Annotated in this window: 11 protein-coding genes and 1 pseudogene; 6 read left to right on the top strand and 6 right to left on the bottom strand. The window is 72.1% G+C overall.

All coding sequences use genetic code 11. The features are described 5' to 3' along the window. Positions 1–8: 8 nt before the first annotated feature. Entirely contained in the window at positions 9–926 is a 918-nt protein-coding gene (locus tag OG594_RS19680; protein WP_266600683.1) for a LysR family transcriptional regulator, read from the bottom strand. A 72-nt stretch (positions 927–998) separates the two neighbouring features. Here OG594_RS19680 and OG594_RS19675 point away from each other — a divergent pair, with 72 nt between their 5' ends. Both OG594_RS19675 and OG594_RS19670 read left to right on the top strand, forming a co-directional pair. Continuing rightward, positions 999–2,537 (top strand): aminotransferase class I/II-fold pyridoxal phosphate-dependent enzyme, encoded by a 1,539-nt coding sequence (locus OG594_RS19675; RefSeq protein WP_266600676.1) that lies wholly within the window; start codon positions 999–1,001, stop codon positions 2,535–2,537. Between the two features lie 32 nt (positions 2,538–2,569). Next, a pseudogene (locus OG594_RS19670) lies at positions 2,570–2,743 on the top strand (transporter substrate-binding domain-containing protein); the annotation flags it as partial. A gap of 216 nt (positions 2,744–2,959) precedes the next feature. Here OG594_RS19670 and OG594_RS19665 read toward each other — a convergent pair. The 3 genes from OG594_RS19665 to OG594_RS19655 form a co-directional block, all read right to left on the bottom strand. Beyond that, positions 2,960–3,262: an SHOCT domain-containing protein gene (locus OG594_RS19665; protein ID WP_266600674.1), complete on the bottom strand. Its 303-nt coding sequence runs from the start codon at positions 3,260–3,262 to the stop codon at positions 2,960–2,962. 27 nt (positions 3,263–3,289) lie between these two features. Beyond that, a complete protein-coding gene (locus OG594_RS19660; RefSeq protein WP_266600672.1) occupies positions 3,290–3,775 on the bottom strand; it encodes a DUF6325 family protein in 486 nt (161 codons plus the stop codon). 125 nt (positions 3,776–3,900) lie between these two features. Then, the gene (locus OG594_RS19655; RefSeq protein WP_266603051.1) at positions 3,901–4,551 is read right to left on the bottom strand and encodes a GAP family protein; all 651 of its coding nucleotides are present in this window, start codon (positions 4,549–4,551) and stop codon (positions 3,901–3,903) included. A 273-nt stretch (positions 4,552–4,824) separates the two neighbouring features. Here OG594_RS19655 and OG594_RS19650 point away from each other — a divergent pair, with 273 nt between their 5' ends. The 3 genes from OG594_RS19650 (at position 4,825) to OG594_RS19640 (ending at position 8,886) form a co-directional block, all read left to right on the top strand. Beyond that, positions 4,825–5,625, top strand: a complete 801-nt coding sequence (locus OG594_RS19650) for a YhjD/YihY/BrkB family envelope integrity protein (RefSeq protein ID WP_266600670.1) — start codon at positions 4,825–4,827, stop codon at positions 5,623–5,625. Positions 5,626–5,712: 87 nt separating this feature from the next. Then, entirely contained in the window at positions 5,713–7,152 is a 1,440-nt protein-coding gene (locus OG594_RS19645; protein WP_266600668.1) for a DUF2252 domain-containing protein, read from the top strand. A gap of 87 nt (positions 7,153–7,239) precedes the next feature. Then, on the top strand, positions 7,240–8,886 hold the full coding sequence (locus tag OG594_RS19640; protein WP_266600666.1) for an MFS transporter: 1,647 nt from the start codon (positions 7,240–7,242) through the stop codon (positions 8,884–8,886). Here the strand turns inward: OG594_RS19640 and OG594_RS19635 are convergent. After that, positions 8,881–10,185 carry a hypothetical protein gene (locus OG594_RS19635; protein ID WP_266600664.1) on the bottom strand — a complete coding sequence of 435 codons (1,305 nt, stop codon included), beginning with the start codon at positions 10,183–10,185 and terminating at the stop codon, positions 8,881–8,883. The two genes, OG594_RS19640 and OG594_RS19635, sit on opposite strands and share 6 nt — an antisense overlap. Positions 10,186–10,669: 484 nt before the next feature. Here OG594_RS19635 and helR point away from each other — a divergent pair, with 484 nt between their 5' ends. Then, on the top strand, positions 10,670–12,832 hold the full coding sequence (gene helR, locus OG594_RS19630) for an RNA polymerase recycling motor ATPase HelR (RefSeq protein WP_266600662.1): 2,163 nt from the start codon (positions 10,670–10,672) through the stop codon (positions 12,830–12,832). Here helR and OG594_RS19625 read toward each other — a convergent pair. Continuing rightward, positions 12,819–14,252 carry a glycosyltransferase 87 family protein gene (locus tag OG594_RS19625; RefSeq protein ID WP_266600660.1) on the bottom strand — a complete coding sequence of 478 codons (1,434 nt, stop codon included), beginning with the start codon at positions 14,250–14,252 and terminating at the stop codon, positions 12,819–12,821. The two genes, helR and OG594_RS19625, sit on opposite strands and share 14 nt — an antisense overlap. Positions 14,253–14,328: the final 76 nt, after the last annotated feature.

The raw sequence follows: 14,328 nt of genomic DNA, 5'->3' as shown, positions 1-14,328 counted from the left end.
TCGCGCGATCAGGCCGCGGCCCAGCGGTCCGCGATCAGCGCGGCCTGCTCCCGTAGCGCCCCGATCAGTTCCTGGGCGGCGCCGGCGGAGGTGGACCGCAGTACGGCGACGCTGATCTCCCGGGCGAGATCGGGCCGGGCGAGGGGGCGGACCACCAGGTCGGGCCTCGACTGTCCCAGGGCGAGCCGCGGAACGAGGGCCACGCCCGTCCCCGCGGCGACGAGGCCCTGGACCACCGCGTAGTCGTCGGTGCGCATCACGTGCAGGGGCTCGTACCCCTCCTGGCCGCACGCCCATGCCAGCACGCGGTCGCAGGGGTCGTGCGGGTCGGCCGCGCCCACCCACGCGGTGTCCCGCAGCTCCCCGAGGGACACCTCGTCCCGCGATGCGCAGGGGTGGTCCTCCGGCATGACCAGGAGCAGCGGGTCGGACAGCAGCGGGTGCACTTCGAAGTCCGCGTCGAGATCGAGGCTGTCGCCCGGCTGTGAGAAGACGAGGGCGGCGTCGAGCTCCCTGGCCCGCAACCCGCGCAACAGCAGGGGGAGCTCGCCCTCGGTGAGCGAGATGTGGACCCCTTGCCGGTGGAGGCGTTTGACCGCGGGGGCCAGCAGCAGGGCGCCCGCCGTGGGGAACGTACCGATGTGGAGGGTGCGCATGCCGCGCTCGGCGAGGTTGCGCACCTCCAGCTCGGCGTGGCGCAGCCGGTCGAGCACGGCTTCGGCGTGCGGCAGCAGGGCTTCGCCGAGCTCGGTCAGCGTGGCGCCGCGCGGTCCGCGCTGGACGAGCCGGGCGCTGAAGTGGGCTTCCAGGGCGGCGAGGTGGTGGGTGATCGTGGGCTGGCTGTAGTGCAGTGCGCGGCCTGCTGCGGCAAGCGAGCCCTCCTGCGCGATGGAGCGGAGCACCTGGAGCTGCCTGACGTCGAGCATATAGACATCGTATGGAGGGGTAACGAAAAGTCCATCGTTCCTCAATGGCTGGACGGCTGTCACGCTCCGGGGGTGAACATCAGAACGACCGATCACCGCACCCCCTCCCCCACTTCCGTCCCCGCCGCTGCCGTCCCCCCGCCCTCCCGCCCTGGCGTCGGCCAGCTGCGTGCCCCGTACGCCGAGGCGGTACTGGGCCATGCGGGACGGGACTGGTTGAGGCTGAACGTCCCCGGCCATGCCGCGACCCCCGGATCGGACCTCGCCGGGGTCTTCGGCCCGCGGATCACGGCGCTGGACTTCCCGCCGCTGCTCGACGGCATCGACCTCGGATCGGACACCCCGCTCGACGGGGCGCTGGCGCTGGCCGCCGAGGCCTGGGGCGCGCGGCGCACCTGGTTCCTGACGAACGGCGCCTCGCAGGGCAATCAGATCGCCTCGATGGTCACCCCCGCCCTGGGACGCACGCTGGTCGTGCAGCGCAGTGTGCACTCCAGCGTGATCGACGGGCTGGTGCTGTCGGGCATGGACGCCGTCTTCGTCCAGCCGTCCGTCGACCCGGAGCAGGGCATCGCCCACGGTGTGACGGCCGCGGACGTGGCGGCGGCGCTCAAACGCACACCGGACGCGGCCGCCGTGTACATCGTGTCCCCGAGCTACTTCGGCGCGGTGGCCGACGTACGCGCCGTCGCGGACGCCGCCCACGCCGCCGGGGTACCGCTGATCGTCGACGAGGCGTGGGGATCGCACTTCGGCTTCCACCCCGACCTCCCCGCGAACGCCCTCTCCTTGGGCGCCGACCTGGTGACCTCCAGTACGCACAAGCTGGCGGGCAGCCTCACGCAGTCGGCGATGCTCCACCTGGCGGAGGGCCCCTTCGCGGACCTGCTCGAACCGCTCGTGGACCGGGCGTTCCGGCTCGTGCAGTCCACCAGCGCGAGTGCGCTGCTGACCGCGTCGCTCGATCTCGCCCGAAGGAACCTGGTCACCGACGCCGACGCGACGGGCAGCTCGGTCGGGGCCGCGGACCGGGTGCGGGGCGCCGTTCGCGCGCTGGGCCGCTTCACGGTGGTGAGCGACGGGTTCCACGCCTTCCCCGACATCGTCCGGGCGGACCCGCTGCGCATCGCGATCGACACCCGCGCCGGCGGGATCACGGGCCACGAGGCCAGGCGCCGGCTCTTCCGGGACCATCAGGTCATGGTCGAAGTGGCGACCGACGCGGCGATCGTCGCCGTGATCGGCGCGGGGTCCGTCCCCGACACCGACCGGTTCGTGGAAGCGCTGCACACCCTGCCCTCCCCGCTCACCACCGACTCGGCCGGCGCCGGCGGCGCCGGCATGCTGCGGCTGCCGGCTCCCGGTGCCACGAAGCTCACCGCCCGCGAGGCGTTCCTGAGCCCGGCCGTGGTCGTGGCCGCGGAGGAAGCCGTCGGTCGGATCTCCGCGGACACCCTGGCGGCGTACCCGCCGGGCATCCCCAACGTCCTGCCGGGCGAAGTCATCACCGCGGAGGCCGTCCGCTTCCTCCAGCGGACCGCGACCGCGCCGAACGGCCATGTCCGCGGCGCGCTCGACCCGGGCGTGACGCGCCTGCGCGTCGTCGCCTGAGACACGGGCACGCCCGGCGTTCCACCCAGCGCCCCCTGTTCACCGAGCTGCCCGCGGACGTCCAGCAGGCCGGTGTCATCAAGGTCGGCACGGACGCGACGTACGCCCCGATGGAGTTCACCGAGAACGGAAGGATCGTCGGCGTCGACCCGGACATCACCGATGCGCTCGGCAAGCAGCTCGGCGTGAAGTTCGTCTTCACGACCGACGGCGGAAACGCCTTCGAGATCGTCGGCAACCAGATCGGGGCGGGCCCTTCGGAACGGCCGTGGCCAAGGACAGGACCGAACTGCGCGACGCCCTCAAGGCGGCACTGGCGGCGAACGTCAACGCCGGCTCCTGACCCGCACGCACCGCTGACTGGCCAACCACGGAGGAGGGGGGTACGGACCGCGGTCCGTACCCCCCCTCCTCCGCTCGGCCTAGCCGAGCAGTCGGCGCTTCTGCTCGGCGAACTCCGTCTCGGTCAGCACGCCCTGTTCCTTGAGGGTGCTGAGCTGCTTCAGTTGCTCGATCTTGGTGGTCATGTCGTCGGCCGGCGGTGCGGCGGCGGGCGGCGGGGGCGGCGGGGCCGCCGCCTGCTGCTGGGCCTCCTGTTGGGCCTGCTGCTGGGCGTCCTGTTGCGCCCAGCGGCCGCCCTGGCGGCGGGACACGCGGTTGGACACGGCGGTGGCGGTGCCCGCGATGACGGCGGTGCGGGCGACCCCGCGAAGAAGTCCGGGCATGGTGCTCATCTCCAGGCTGTGGGGGCTTCACTCTCCGGCGGGCGGTTCCTCCAGGGCGTCCAACGACGCCAGCAGGGCCTGCACGGGAATCCGTCCGGCGGCCACGAGCTGCGCTCCGCCGCGTCGCAGGGCACGGGCGAAAGGCGCTGCCCAGGTGTTCTCGTACACGATGACCCCGGCCGAGCTCCCGGGTTCCAGGGCGGCGGCGGCCTCCTGGATGTCGCCGCCGTCGAGCAGGCCGGACGAGGCCCCTTCGAAGACGGTGAGGTCGATCTCGCCGCCACCGAGGTCCTGGAGTTCCAGCGCGGTCACCGTGCCGTCCTCTTCCTTGCGGATGAAGGCGAAGTCGAAGATGCGGATGATGCCCCGGTCTACGAGGTCGACGAGGATCGGGAACCCCTCGCCCGTCATACGGTTGCCCGGGAACTCGACCACGATGTAGTCGACCGGGCCGAGTTCGTCGAGGTCGCCGATGTCGCCGAAATCGGCTCGCGGCTCGGTCTCGCTGCTCATGGCAGCTCCTGTCGGAGAGGGGGGAAGGTCTTTTCATTCCAGCACGCTGCCCGCTCCCCCGCACGTCTGGCCGGTCCCGCCGGCCGATCAGCGCCGGACGGTCAGCCGGTCAGCTGGTCAGCTCGTCAGCTCGTCAGCTCGTAGATGCTCTGCGCGGTCAGCCACAGGCCGAGCAGCAGGCAGACGAACACGATGGCCTCGTCCTTGTGCCTCTCCATCCAGGCGCGCATCCGCAGCAGCCGGGCCTGGGCTGCCTCCGGTGCGAAGACCATGTACAGCTCCGCGGCCAGCAGGCTGGAGCTGGCCAGCAGGCAGAAGCCGAACAGTGCGATGAAGGTGGTCGCGTGCGAGGTGTCGGCCTCGATCACGGTCGTCGCGCCCGCCGCGACCATGCCCCACGGCTGGATCAGCACGGCCAGGCCCGCCGCCGCCCACACCGAGCCCACGTCCACGTGCGAGGGCTTCGCGGTGGCGTCCCGGGCCGCCTTCTCCTTCCTACGGCGGTAGCGGCGCACCCCGTAGACCACCAGTCCCACCCCGATGGCCAGCTTGAGCGCGAGCGCCGCCACGCCGGGCGGGGAACGCGGCGACGGGGGCTGGCCGCCGGTCAGCGCCAGCACGATCGCGATCACCGCGACGAGGTTGGCCAGCCACGCCAGGATGAAGGCCAGCCCCTTCCACACGCCTTTGGGCGAGGACACCACGAGGATGAACGCCATCATGGGCAGCGGGTAGAGGGCGATGGCCAACGCGATGAGCATGAGGTCGAGGACCATGGCGCCCCAATCGTGCGACGACATACGACACTACGCACCGCACCGGGCTCCGACACCTTTTGCCCATCGAGATGCCGCCCTGGTCTTCGTCCACCAACCTGGACCAAGACGAAGGAGGCCCGCCATGACGACGACCCGGCATCCGCCGTCTGTCCCGTACGCCGCTGCGGGCCGCTGATGTGGTCGGAGCGGAAGGCACGGTGGCGCGCGCGCTCCCGGGAGCTGGCCGCGGCCGCCAAACGGACGCAGGTGCGGGCCGAGACCCGGTTCCCCGTGATCACCCATGTCACGGAGCGCATGATCGGCGTGAACATCTTCGACTCCGCCACCCGCCTGGCCGCCCAGTGCTTCTTGACCGCCGTGCCGCTGCTCTTCGTCGTCGCCTCGTTCGCCCCGGAGGGGGTGCGCGACCAGCTGGTTTCCTCCGTGCGCACGATGTTCGGTCTCACCGGGCAGGCGAGCGAACAGCTCGGCGACATGTTGGACGGCTCCGGCGAGGAGGACATCCGCAACGCCGTCGGAGCGGTCGGCGCCGTGATCGTGCTGCTGTCGGCGACCGCGGTGAGCCGTGCCATGCAGCGGCTGTGCAAGCGTGCCTGGCAGATCCCGCGGGGCGGCACGCGGGTCGCGATCTGGCGCTGGTTCGCCTGGATCCTCGCCTGGATGGTCCTGCTGATCTTCCAGGGGCCGGTCCGTGACGGTTTCGGGCTCGGCCTGTGGCTCGGGATCCCCCTCACGCTCCTCCTCCAGACGGCTGCCTGGTGGTGGAGCCAGCACCTGCTGCTGGGCGGGGTGATCGGGTGGCCCCCGCTGCTGCCGGGCGCGCTCATCACCGCCGCCGCCGTGACCGCGCTGTCGCTGGGAGCGCGGTTCTACATGCCGATCGCCCTCAACCGGTCGCTCGCCACGTACGGGTCCACCGGCTCGGTGTTCGTCATCTTGTCCTGGCTGATCGTGCTGTGCGTGGCGGTCGCCATCGGCATCACCCTGGGCGCCGCGCTGGCGCAGGAGCCGTACCTGGCCCGGCGGCTGGGCAGCCCGGTTCCGGGCGGGCTGCGCCAGGAGAGTCCTTGAAGGGACCGGGCGGGCGCCCGCGGGGCAGCGGTGTGGGGTGAGTGCCATGCTGGGAGACAGGGGTCCTGGTGGCCGGGAGGTCGGACGATGACGATGCGCGACACGACGGCGACCGCGGCCCCGACCGCGGCGGAAGGCGGTCCCGGGCTCTCGGCCGAGGACCGGGCCGTGAACGGCCGGGCCGCCCGGGCGGCGACTCCGCGATCCGCCCACGGGGACTTCGAGCCGTCGCCGGACCGGGCGGACCCGATGGACGTCATCGAGCGGCAGTCCGCCACCCGGCTGCAGGAGCTGGTGCCGATCCGCTACGGCCGGATGGCCGAATCGCCGTTCCGCTTCTACCGGGGTGCCGCCGCGATCATGGCCGGCGACCTGGCCGGCACACCCGACTCGGGTATTCGGGCCCAGCTGTGCGGCGACGCGCACATGCTGAACTTCCGGCTGCTCGGCTCCCCGGAACGGAACCTGCTGTTCGACATCAACGACTTCGACGAGACGCTGCCCGGGCCGTGGGAATGGGACGTCAAGCGGCTGGCGACCAGTCTGGTCATCGCCGGCCGGGAGAACGGCTACTCCGACAGCGAGCGCGCGTCGATCGTGACGTCGGCGGTGCGCAGCTACCGCGAGCAGATGCGCGCTTTCGCCGGGATGCGCACCCTCGACGTCTGGTACGCGAGGGTGGACGAGACGCACCTCCAGGCGCTGGCGGAGGGCTCGCTCCACACCCGCGGCCGCAAGAACGTGTCAGAGGCGCTGAGCAAGGCGCGCGGGCGCGACAGCATGCAGGCGTTCGAGAAGTTGACCGAGGTGGTCAACGGCCGGCGCCGCTTCGCCGCCGTGCCGCAGCTGATCACACCGGCTTCGGAACTGCTGCCGGGACAGGAACAGGATTCGGTCGAGGACCAGATCCGGGACGTCGTCGGACGGTACAAGCTCAGTCTCCAGTCGGACCGCAAACACCTCCTGCAGCAGTACTCCATCGTCGACATGGCCCGCAAGGTGGTGGGCGTCGGCAGTGTCGGCACGCGCTGCTGGATCGTCCTGCTGCTGGGCCGCGACGGCGATGACCCGCTGATCCTGCAGGCCAAGGAGGCCGGTGACTCGGTGCTCGCCGCGTACGCGGGCCCCAGCGAGTACGCCACCGGGGGCGAGCGGGTCGTGGCCGGCCAGCGGCTGATGCAGGCTGCGAGCGACATCTTCCTCGGCTGGCAGCAGACGCACGGGCTCGACGGCCTCGAACGGAGCTTCTACGTACGCCAGCTGCGCGACTGGAAGGGCATCGCCGAACCCGCCCGGATGGTGCCGCGCGGCATGCGGGTCTTCGCCGGCCTGTGCGGCGTGACCCTGGCGCGGGCGCACGCCCGGTCCGGCGACCGGATCGCCATCGCGGCGTACCTGGGCCGTAGCGGCGTCTTCGACCAGGCGCTCGTGCGGTTCGCGGAGCGCTACGCCGACCTCAACGAGCGCGACCACCAGCGTCTCGTGGACGCCATCGCGTCCGGGCGGGTGACCGCCGTCGCGGCCTGAGCCGGACCGGGCCGGCGCTTCGGCCAGTCGGCTGACACGGCGGGCGAGGTGCCCGGCCGCCTCCCGCGGCCGTGGCACTCTGCGCGCATGACAGCGGCGCAGGCGGGCCCGGCCGGGGCGGCGGGGAACGCGGGGAACACGAAGCTCATCCTGCTGACCCTCGCGGCCGGGCAGTTCCTGATGGCCCTGGACAGCTCGGTGATGAACGTCTCGATCGCCACGGTGGCGGAGGACATCGGCACCACGGTGAGCGGTATGCAGGGCGCGATCACGGCCTACACGCTGGTGATGGCGATGCTCATGATCAGCGGTGGCAAGGTCGGCGCGCTCATCGGCCGCAAACGGGCGTTCATGATCGGCTGCGTGATCTACGGACTCGGGTCCCTGACGACCTCGCTGGCCCCGAACCTGACGGTCCTGCTGCTGGGCTGGTCGTTCCTGGAGGGTGTGGGAGCGGCGCTGATCCTGCCGGCGATCGTGGCGCTCGTCGCCTCGAACTTCGGCAAGGCGCAACGGCCCGCCGCCTACGGCCTGGTCGCGGCGGCGGCAGCGGTGGCGATCGCGGTCGGACCGCTCATCGGCGGCGTCGCGACCACCTTCTTCTCCTGGCGCTGGGTGTTCGCCGGGGAGGTCGTGATGGTCCTCGTCATCCTGCTGCTGGCCCGGCGGATCGCCGACGCGCCCCCGGAGCACCGGCCGCGGATCGACGTAGTCGGTGCGGTCCTGTCCGCGGCGGGCATCGGGCTGTTCGTGTTCGGCATCCTGCGGACCAGCGAATGGGGCTGGTTCCGGCCCAAGGCCGGGGGCCCCTCGTGGTTCGGCGTCTCGCCCGTCGTCTGGCTGGTGATGGCCGGGCTGCTGCTGGTCTGGCTGTTCTTCCGCTGGGAGACGCGCCTGGTGGCGCGCGGTGTCGAACCGCTCGTCGACCCGGAGCTGCTGAAGAACCGGCAGCTCTCCGGCGGACTGACGATGTTCCTCTTCCAGTACCTCGTCCAGATGGGCGTGTTCTTCGTCGTCCCGCTCTACCTGTCGGTGGCGCTCGGCCTGTCCGCCCTCCACACGGGCGCGCTGATCCTGCCGCTCTCCATCACCCTGCTGGCCGCCGCGGTCGGGGTCCCCAAGTTCAGCCCGAACGCCTCACCCCGGCGCGTCGTGCGGCGGGGGATCCTGGCGATGTTCGCCGGCGCCGTCATCCTCATGGCCGCCCTCACCCCGGATTCCGGCGCGGAGGTCGTCACCGTGCCCATGCTGCTCATCGGGCTCGGGATCGGGCTGCTCGCCTCACAGCTCGGGGCCGTCACCGTGTCGGCCGTACCGGACGAGAAGAGCGCCGAGGTCGGCGGCATCCAGAACACCGTCACCAACCTCGGCGCCTCGATCGGCACCGCCCTCGCCGGGTCGATCATGATCGCCGTGCTGACGTCCTCGTTCCTCACCACCATCGACCAGAACCCGGCGATCCCGGCCGACGTCAAGACCCAGGCGCACACCGCCCTCGCCGGCACTGCCCCTTTCCTGTCGGACGAGCAGCTCAGTGAAGCCCTCGAAGCGGCGGGTACGGATCCGGTGGTGGCCCAGGCCGCACTCGACGCGAACGAGAAGGCACGGATCGAGGGTCTGCGGGCCGCACTCGCCCTCCTGGCTCTGGCGGCCCTGCTCGCCCTCTTCTTCACCCAGCGCATCCCCGCGGCCCAGCCGGCAGCGGGGCGCGGCCCGGCCGACGCCCCGTCATGACGGGTGCGGGCTCGGTGTCGTCCCGTCGGCGGGGGCGGACGTGTCCTCGGCGAGGAAGTCCACCACCGCGAGCACGAAGAGGAGAGCGAGGGCGAGTCCCACGACCACCCAGCCGGTGGGGTAGGACCACAGGACGTACACGAGGACGGCGATGGCCACCAGACCCCAGGTGAACCAGGAGCGGTGGCGCCGGATGAACGGGCCGACCGGGCCGGTACGCAGGCCCAGCCGGTCGGCGGTGGCACGGGTGGCGACGATGCCGGAGTGCCAGATCTGGCGGGCCGCCGTGGCGTACTTGCCGGGACCGGAGAGCCAGGCGGCGAGGGCGATCACGATGCCGAGGACCACGACCATGCGGATCGTCGTGCGCAGCAGGCGGATCATCGCGTCGTAGACGGAGCCGGCCGCGGCCTGGGAGACGGTGTCCGGGAGCGCGTTGAGGTAGACGGTGCGGAAGACGGTCAGGCCGAGCCCGAGGACGGCGACGGAGAACGCCACCGCGAGGGCCGCGGTGACCAGGATGCGGCGCCGGTGGGCGGAGAGCAGGACGCCCGCTGCGACGAACAGCACCGCGATGATCGGCAGCCACACGCCGAGGATCTGGAGGAGCCTGAAGCCGGTCTTGACCCGGCCGATGTCATTGGACTGCACGACGGTGAAGTCGGTGTGGATCTCGGGGATCTTGGCCGCGACGCCCATGCCGGCGTCCACCAGCCGCGTTTTCACCTGTTCGATCACCGGTGCGAGGTCGACGGTCACCGCGTCGTTCTTGATCTCCACGGCGCCGTCGCCGCTGCCGGTCAGGGCTTTGACGAGCGAGGTGTGGATGGTGCGGTTGGCATTGGTCCAGATCGTCTCGAACTGGTCCGAGGCGATGACGTCCTGCGCCTTCTCCTTCACGAAGCTGCTGACCGCGCCTTCCAGCGAGCTGCCGAGCTTGCCCAGTGCCTTCTGGAGCAGCGGCCGTTGGTCGGGGGCCACGTCCTCCAGCAGGGTTTCGAGGTCGAGGTGCTCCATCAGGGCGGCGGTGACGCGGTTCGCGGCGGCCGCCTGGACGTCCGGGTCGGACGCCAGTGGGGCGACCGTGGCGACGTAGCGGTCGGTGTTCCCGACGATGCTGGACGTCCAGGACGCGACGATGCCCAGGGGAGCCAGCACGCAGCCGATGATGATCAGGACGGCGGACAGCAGCGACTTCATCCGGTGCTTCGGCGGAGTCCGCTGCGCGGCCTCCGCTTCCAGGGCCGCGACCCTGGCCCGCAGTGCCACGAGTTCGCCCGCGCTCTCGTCACCCTGCATGGCTGACCTCCTACGGGGTCGGGAGCCGTGGATCCCGGAGGGATCGGTGGATGAGCTGTACCTGCACCGGAGCAGGCGGTGGCGGCTCCCCTTTGCCCCACAGCCTGCCCCGGTGCGCCGGGGACGGCATCTGCAGTTCGGCCGTACGAATGAACGCGGCGGGCGACAGGAACGCGGCGGGGGACGCAGCGCGGTCAGGGGTTCAGTGGAGGTGAACAGCTGCGGGCGCACTGGGCGCTGCCACGCGGCGGGAGGAAGTCCGTAGAGACCGGACGATCAAGGGAAAGGGGAGTACCCACCTCTTTCCACTCTCAAGTTATAACCCACAGGGGGGCTTGCGGCAAGGCCCCGTTCGTACCGCAGAATCGCTCCTCAAAGCCAGGACCTGCGAAAACGGGAGATCCCCATAGTGCGTGTGCTGTTGTCGGTTGACGGGTCGTTCGATGAGTCCGCGGGTGTACCGCCGCAGATCGGAGCTACTGACATGACCTCCCTGACCACCAGTGCGTTCGACCTTCCCGCCCGCCTCTCCCCCAAGGCCGACCCGGCGCTGATCGGCGGTGACGAGAAGCACTTCGCGGCCGTCGCGCAGAGCCTCGAACGGACGATCGCCGAGCTGTCCGACCGCTTGGAAGCCCTGCGCCGGGCCCCCGGCGGCCTGGGCCGGGAGGCGATGGACCGGGACGTGGAGATCCACCGGCTGACGGGTCGTCTGCGGGCCCTGCGACGCTTCGGGTTGGACCTGTGCCTCGGACGAATGGTCAGCGAGGACGACCCCGAGCCCGTGTACGTCGGGCGGCTCGGCCTCACCGACGGCGCGGGGGGCCGACTGCTGATCGACTGGCGCTCGCCCGCGGCCGAGCCGTTCTTCGCCGCGACCCACGCCAACCCGATGGGTCTGGCGAGCCGCCGCAGGTACCGCTGGACCCGCGGCCGGATCGGTGACTACTGGGACGAGGTGTTCACCGCCGACGCCTTCGAGGGGCACGCCGCGCTCGACGACCAGTCCGCCTTCATCGCCGGACTGGGCAGCAGCCGGTCGCCGCGGATGCGTGACGTGCTCGCCACCATCCAGTCCGACCAGGACGCGATCATCCGCGCCGGTTCGCGCGGCGCCCTCGTCGTCGACGGCGGTCCGGGCACGGGCAAGACCGTCGTGGCGCTGCACCGCTCCGCCCACCTCCTCTACTCCGACCCCCGCCTCGGTCACCGTCGGGGCGGCGTGCTGTTCGTCGGTCCGCACCAGCCCTACCTGGCCTACGTCGCCGATGTGCTGCCCAGCCTCGGCGAGGAGGGCGTGCAGACGTGCACGGTGCGGGACCTCGTCGCCGAGGGGGCCGGAGCCGGGGCCGAGGCCGATCCGCGGGTGGCGTTCCTGAAGTCGTCAGCGGACATGGTGAAGGCGATCGAGAAGGCCGTCCGGATCTACGAGGAGCCGCCCGCCGAGGGGATGACGGTCACGACCCCCTGGTCCGACGTCTGGCTGAGCCCGGACGACTGGGCCGAGGCGTTCGAGGCCGTCGCGGGCACTGCGCACAACGAAGCGCGCGAGCAGATCTGGGAGGAGCTGGTGACGATCCTGCTCGACAAGTTCGACGACGAGGACCTCTCGCCCGACCTGTTCGGCAGATCGCTGCGGTACGACGAGGAGCTGGTCGCGGCGCTCGACCGCGCGTGGCCGACGATCGATGCGGCCGACCTCGTCGGGGACCTGTGGTCGGTGCCGTCCTACCTGCGGATGTGCGCTCCGTGGCTCAGCCGCGAGGACGTGGCGGCGTTGCAGCGCGCGGACGCCCGGGCCTGGACGGTGTCCGACCTGCCGCTCCTGGACGCGGCCCGGCAACGGCTCGGCGACCCGGAGTCGGCACGACGGCTGCGGCGGCGGAGCGCCGCGGTGGCGGCCGAACGTGAGCGGATGTCCGGGGTCATCGACGACCTGCTCGCGGCCGACGACGACGGTGAGGGCGCGGTGACGATGCTGCGCGGCAAGGACCTGCAGGACAGCCTGATCGACGAGGGCGCGCTGCCCGGGGCCGACCCGGACCTGCTCGCCGGACCGTTCGCGCACGTCGTCGTCGACGAGGCCCAGGAACTGACCGACGCGGAGTGGCAGATGCTGCTGCTGCGCTGCCCGTCCCGCAGCTTCACCATCGTCGGGGACCGCGCCCAGGCCCGGCAGGGGTTCACGGAGTCGTGGCGGGAGCGGCTGGAGCGGATCGGGTTCGACCGGATCGACGTGGCCTCCCTGAGCATCAACTACCGGACGCCCGAGGAGGTCATGGCGGTGGCGGAGCCGGCCGTCCGCGAAGCGCTCCCGGACGCGAACGTGCCGACCTCGGTCCGCAGCAGCGGCATTCCCGTCGTGCACGGCTCCGTCGCGGATCTGGACGCGGTCCTCGACGGCTGGCTGGACGCGCACGCCGACGGGGTCGCCTGTGTCATCAGCGCCGAGGGCAGCGGGGCCGGGGCCTTCCGGGAGACCTCCCGGGTCCGGTCGCTGACCCCGGGGTTGTCGAAGGGGCTGGAGTTCGACCTCGTCGTCCTCGTCGACCCGCAGACCTTCGGCACGGGGATCGAAGGAGCGGTCGACCGCTACGTCGCCATGACCCGGGCGACGCAGCGACTCGTCGTCCTCACGAGTTCCTGACCCGGTCGTACGACAGCCGCGGTCCGCCCCCGGCCCCCGGCCGGGCGGACCCGCGGCGCCGGAGCACCGGGGCCACCAGGATCAGGAGGACCGCGGCGCCGTACGCGGTCGCGCCCAGCGCCGGCCGGTGGCCGAAGACCGGTGCGAGGAGGTAGACGGCCGCGCCCGCGAGGGCGAGGCCGAGCCATTCCCCGCGTCCGTCCAGGGCCACGAGGGCGATCAGGAGCAGGGCGTACCAGGAGTAGCCGGGGGTGAGGAGCGCGAAGGCGCACCCGGTGACCAGGAGGGCGCCGCTCCACGGCCGCGCGGGGTCGCCGCGCCGCATCACGTACAGGGACACGCCCGTCATGGCGGCGAGGAGCACCGGGAGCGTCCAGCCGTCGGGCAGGACGAGGCGGAGCAGGGCGTAGCGGGAGCCGGCGGAGGGGTCGTCGTAGCCCTCCTCGTCGACGTAGCCGCCGAGGTAGCCGAGGACGGAGTCGTGCGAGAGCAGGACGTAGGGCAGGTAGGAGAGCAGGGTGAAGGCAGCTGCGGGGACCAGGACGGCGGCCGCGTCGCGGACCCGGCGCACCCCGCAGAGCGCGCCCGGTAGGACGACGGCGGGCATGAGTTTGGTGGCGACTGCGGCGCCGAGGACCAGGCCTCCCGCTGCCCGGAGGCAAAGGCCGCGCTCGGCGACGAGACCGAGGCCGATCACGGCGAACAGCACGCCCAGGACGTCCACGTGCGCGTTGTTCACGGCTTCGATCGGTACGGCGGGGCACCAGGCCCAGTACGCGGCCCGGCGCGGGTCGGGGCCCCGGCGGCGCAGGATCAGCAGCAGCGCGCCCGTCACGCCGAGGGAGAGGAGGCCGGCGCCGATCTGGAGCGGCTTGTGCCGGGCTCCGGCCGGGGCGAGCCGGTCGACCGCCAGGAAGTACGCCTCGGCGACGGGCGGGTAGATGGTGTGCACGGCGGGCCGGTTGATGCGGGTGCAGTGCGGGACGGGGCCGCCGCCGGGAAGCGGGGCGCGGTCCGGGCCCGCGCAGGCGGCGCCCGTGGGAAAGAGCCAGGCGTCGCGCAGCCGGGCCGGTCCCGGGTCCTGCGGGGCGTGGTCGTACGGGGAGATGCCGGCCGATTGGACCCGCCCGTCCCAGGCGTAGCGGTAGGAGTCGGTGCTGGTACGGGGCGGGGCCACCAGCCCGGTCGCGGCGACGGCGAGGGCCCCGGCGAGGAGCAGGGGCCGGGCGCGGTCGGCCGGGACCCGGCGCAGCGCGAGCAGGGCGAGGGCGAACAGCGCCCAGCAGGCCGCGTACCGGAGGAACAGCCCTGCGGCGTCGGTGAAGTAGCCGTCGTGGCGGATGGTGAGGACGAGGGCGGCGGTCAGGGCGACGAGGGCCGCGACTGCGGTCGGGACGGTCGGGACGGTGCGCGGTTTCACCCCCGCAGCGTTCCAGCAACGGGCCCGCACGGGGCGTCCGCCGTCCCGCACGTCCGCATTCCGTAAGGTGTTCCGC

Source organism: Streptomyces sp. NBC_01214 (assembly GCF_026340975.1).
Lineage (GTDB): Bacteria > Actinomycetota > Actinomycetes > Streptomycetales > Streptomycetaceae > Streptomyces.
The sequence above is the reverse complement of the archived record's forward strand: the minus strand, read 5'-3'. Positions and strand labels throughout refer to the sequence as shown.

Excerpts from the sequence above, each read along its gene's own strand:
- OG594_RS19680 (WP_266600683.1), bottom strand. The coding sequence starts at position 926 with ATGCTCGACGTCAGGCAGCTCCAGGTGCTCCGCTCCATCGCGCAGGAG.
- OG594_RS19665 (WP_266600674.1), bottom strand. The coding sequence starts at position 3,262 with ATGCCCGGACTTCTTCGCGGGGTCGCCCGCACCGCCGTCATCGCGGGC.
- OG594_RS19660 (WP_266600672.1), bottom strand. The coding sequence starts at position 3,775 with ATGAGCAGCGAGACCGAGCCGCGAGCCGATTTCGGCGACATCGGCGAC.
- OG594_RS19655 (WP_266603051.1), bottom strand. The coding sequence starts at position 4,551 with ATGGTCCTCGACCTCATGCTCATCGCGTTGGCCATCGCCCTCTACCCG.
- OG594_RS19645 (WP_266600668.1), top strand. The coding sequence starts at position 5,713 with ATGACGATGCGCGACACGACGGCGACCGCGGCCCCGACCGCGGCGGAA.
- OG594_RS19640 (WP_266600666.1), top strand. The coding sequence starts at position 7,240 with ATGACAGCGGCGCAGGCGGGCCCGGCCGGGGCGGCGGGGAACGCGGGG.
- OG594_RS19635 (WP_266600664.1), bottom strand. The coding sequence starts at position 10,185 with ATGCAGGGTGACGAGAGCGCGGGCGAACTCGTGGCACTGCGGGCCAGG.
- helR (WP_266600662.1), top strand. The coding sequence starts at position 10,670 with ATGACCTCCCTGACCACCAGTGCGTTCGACCTTCCCGCCCGCCTCTCC.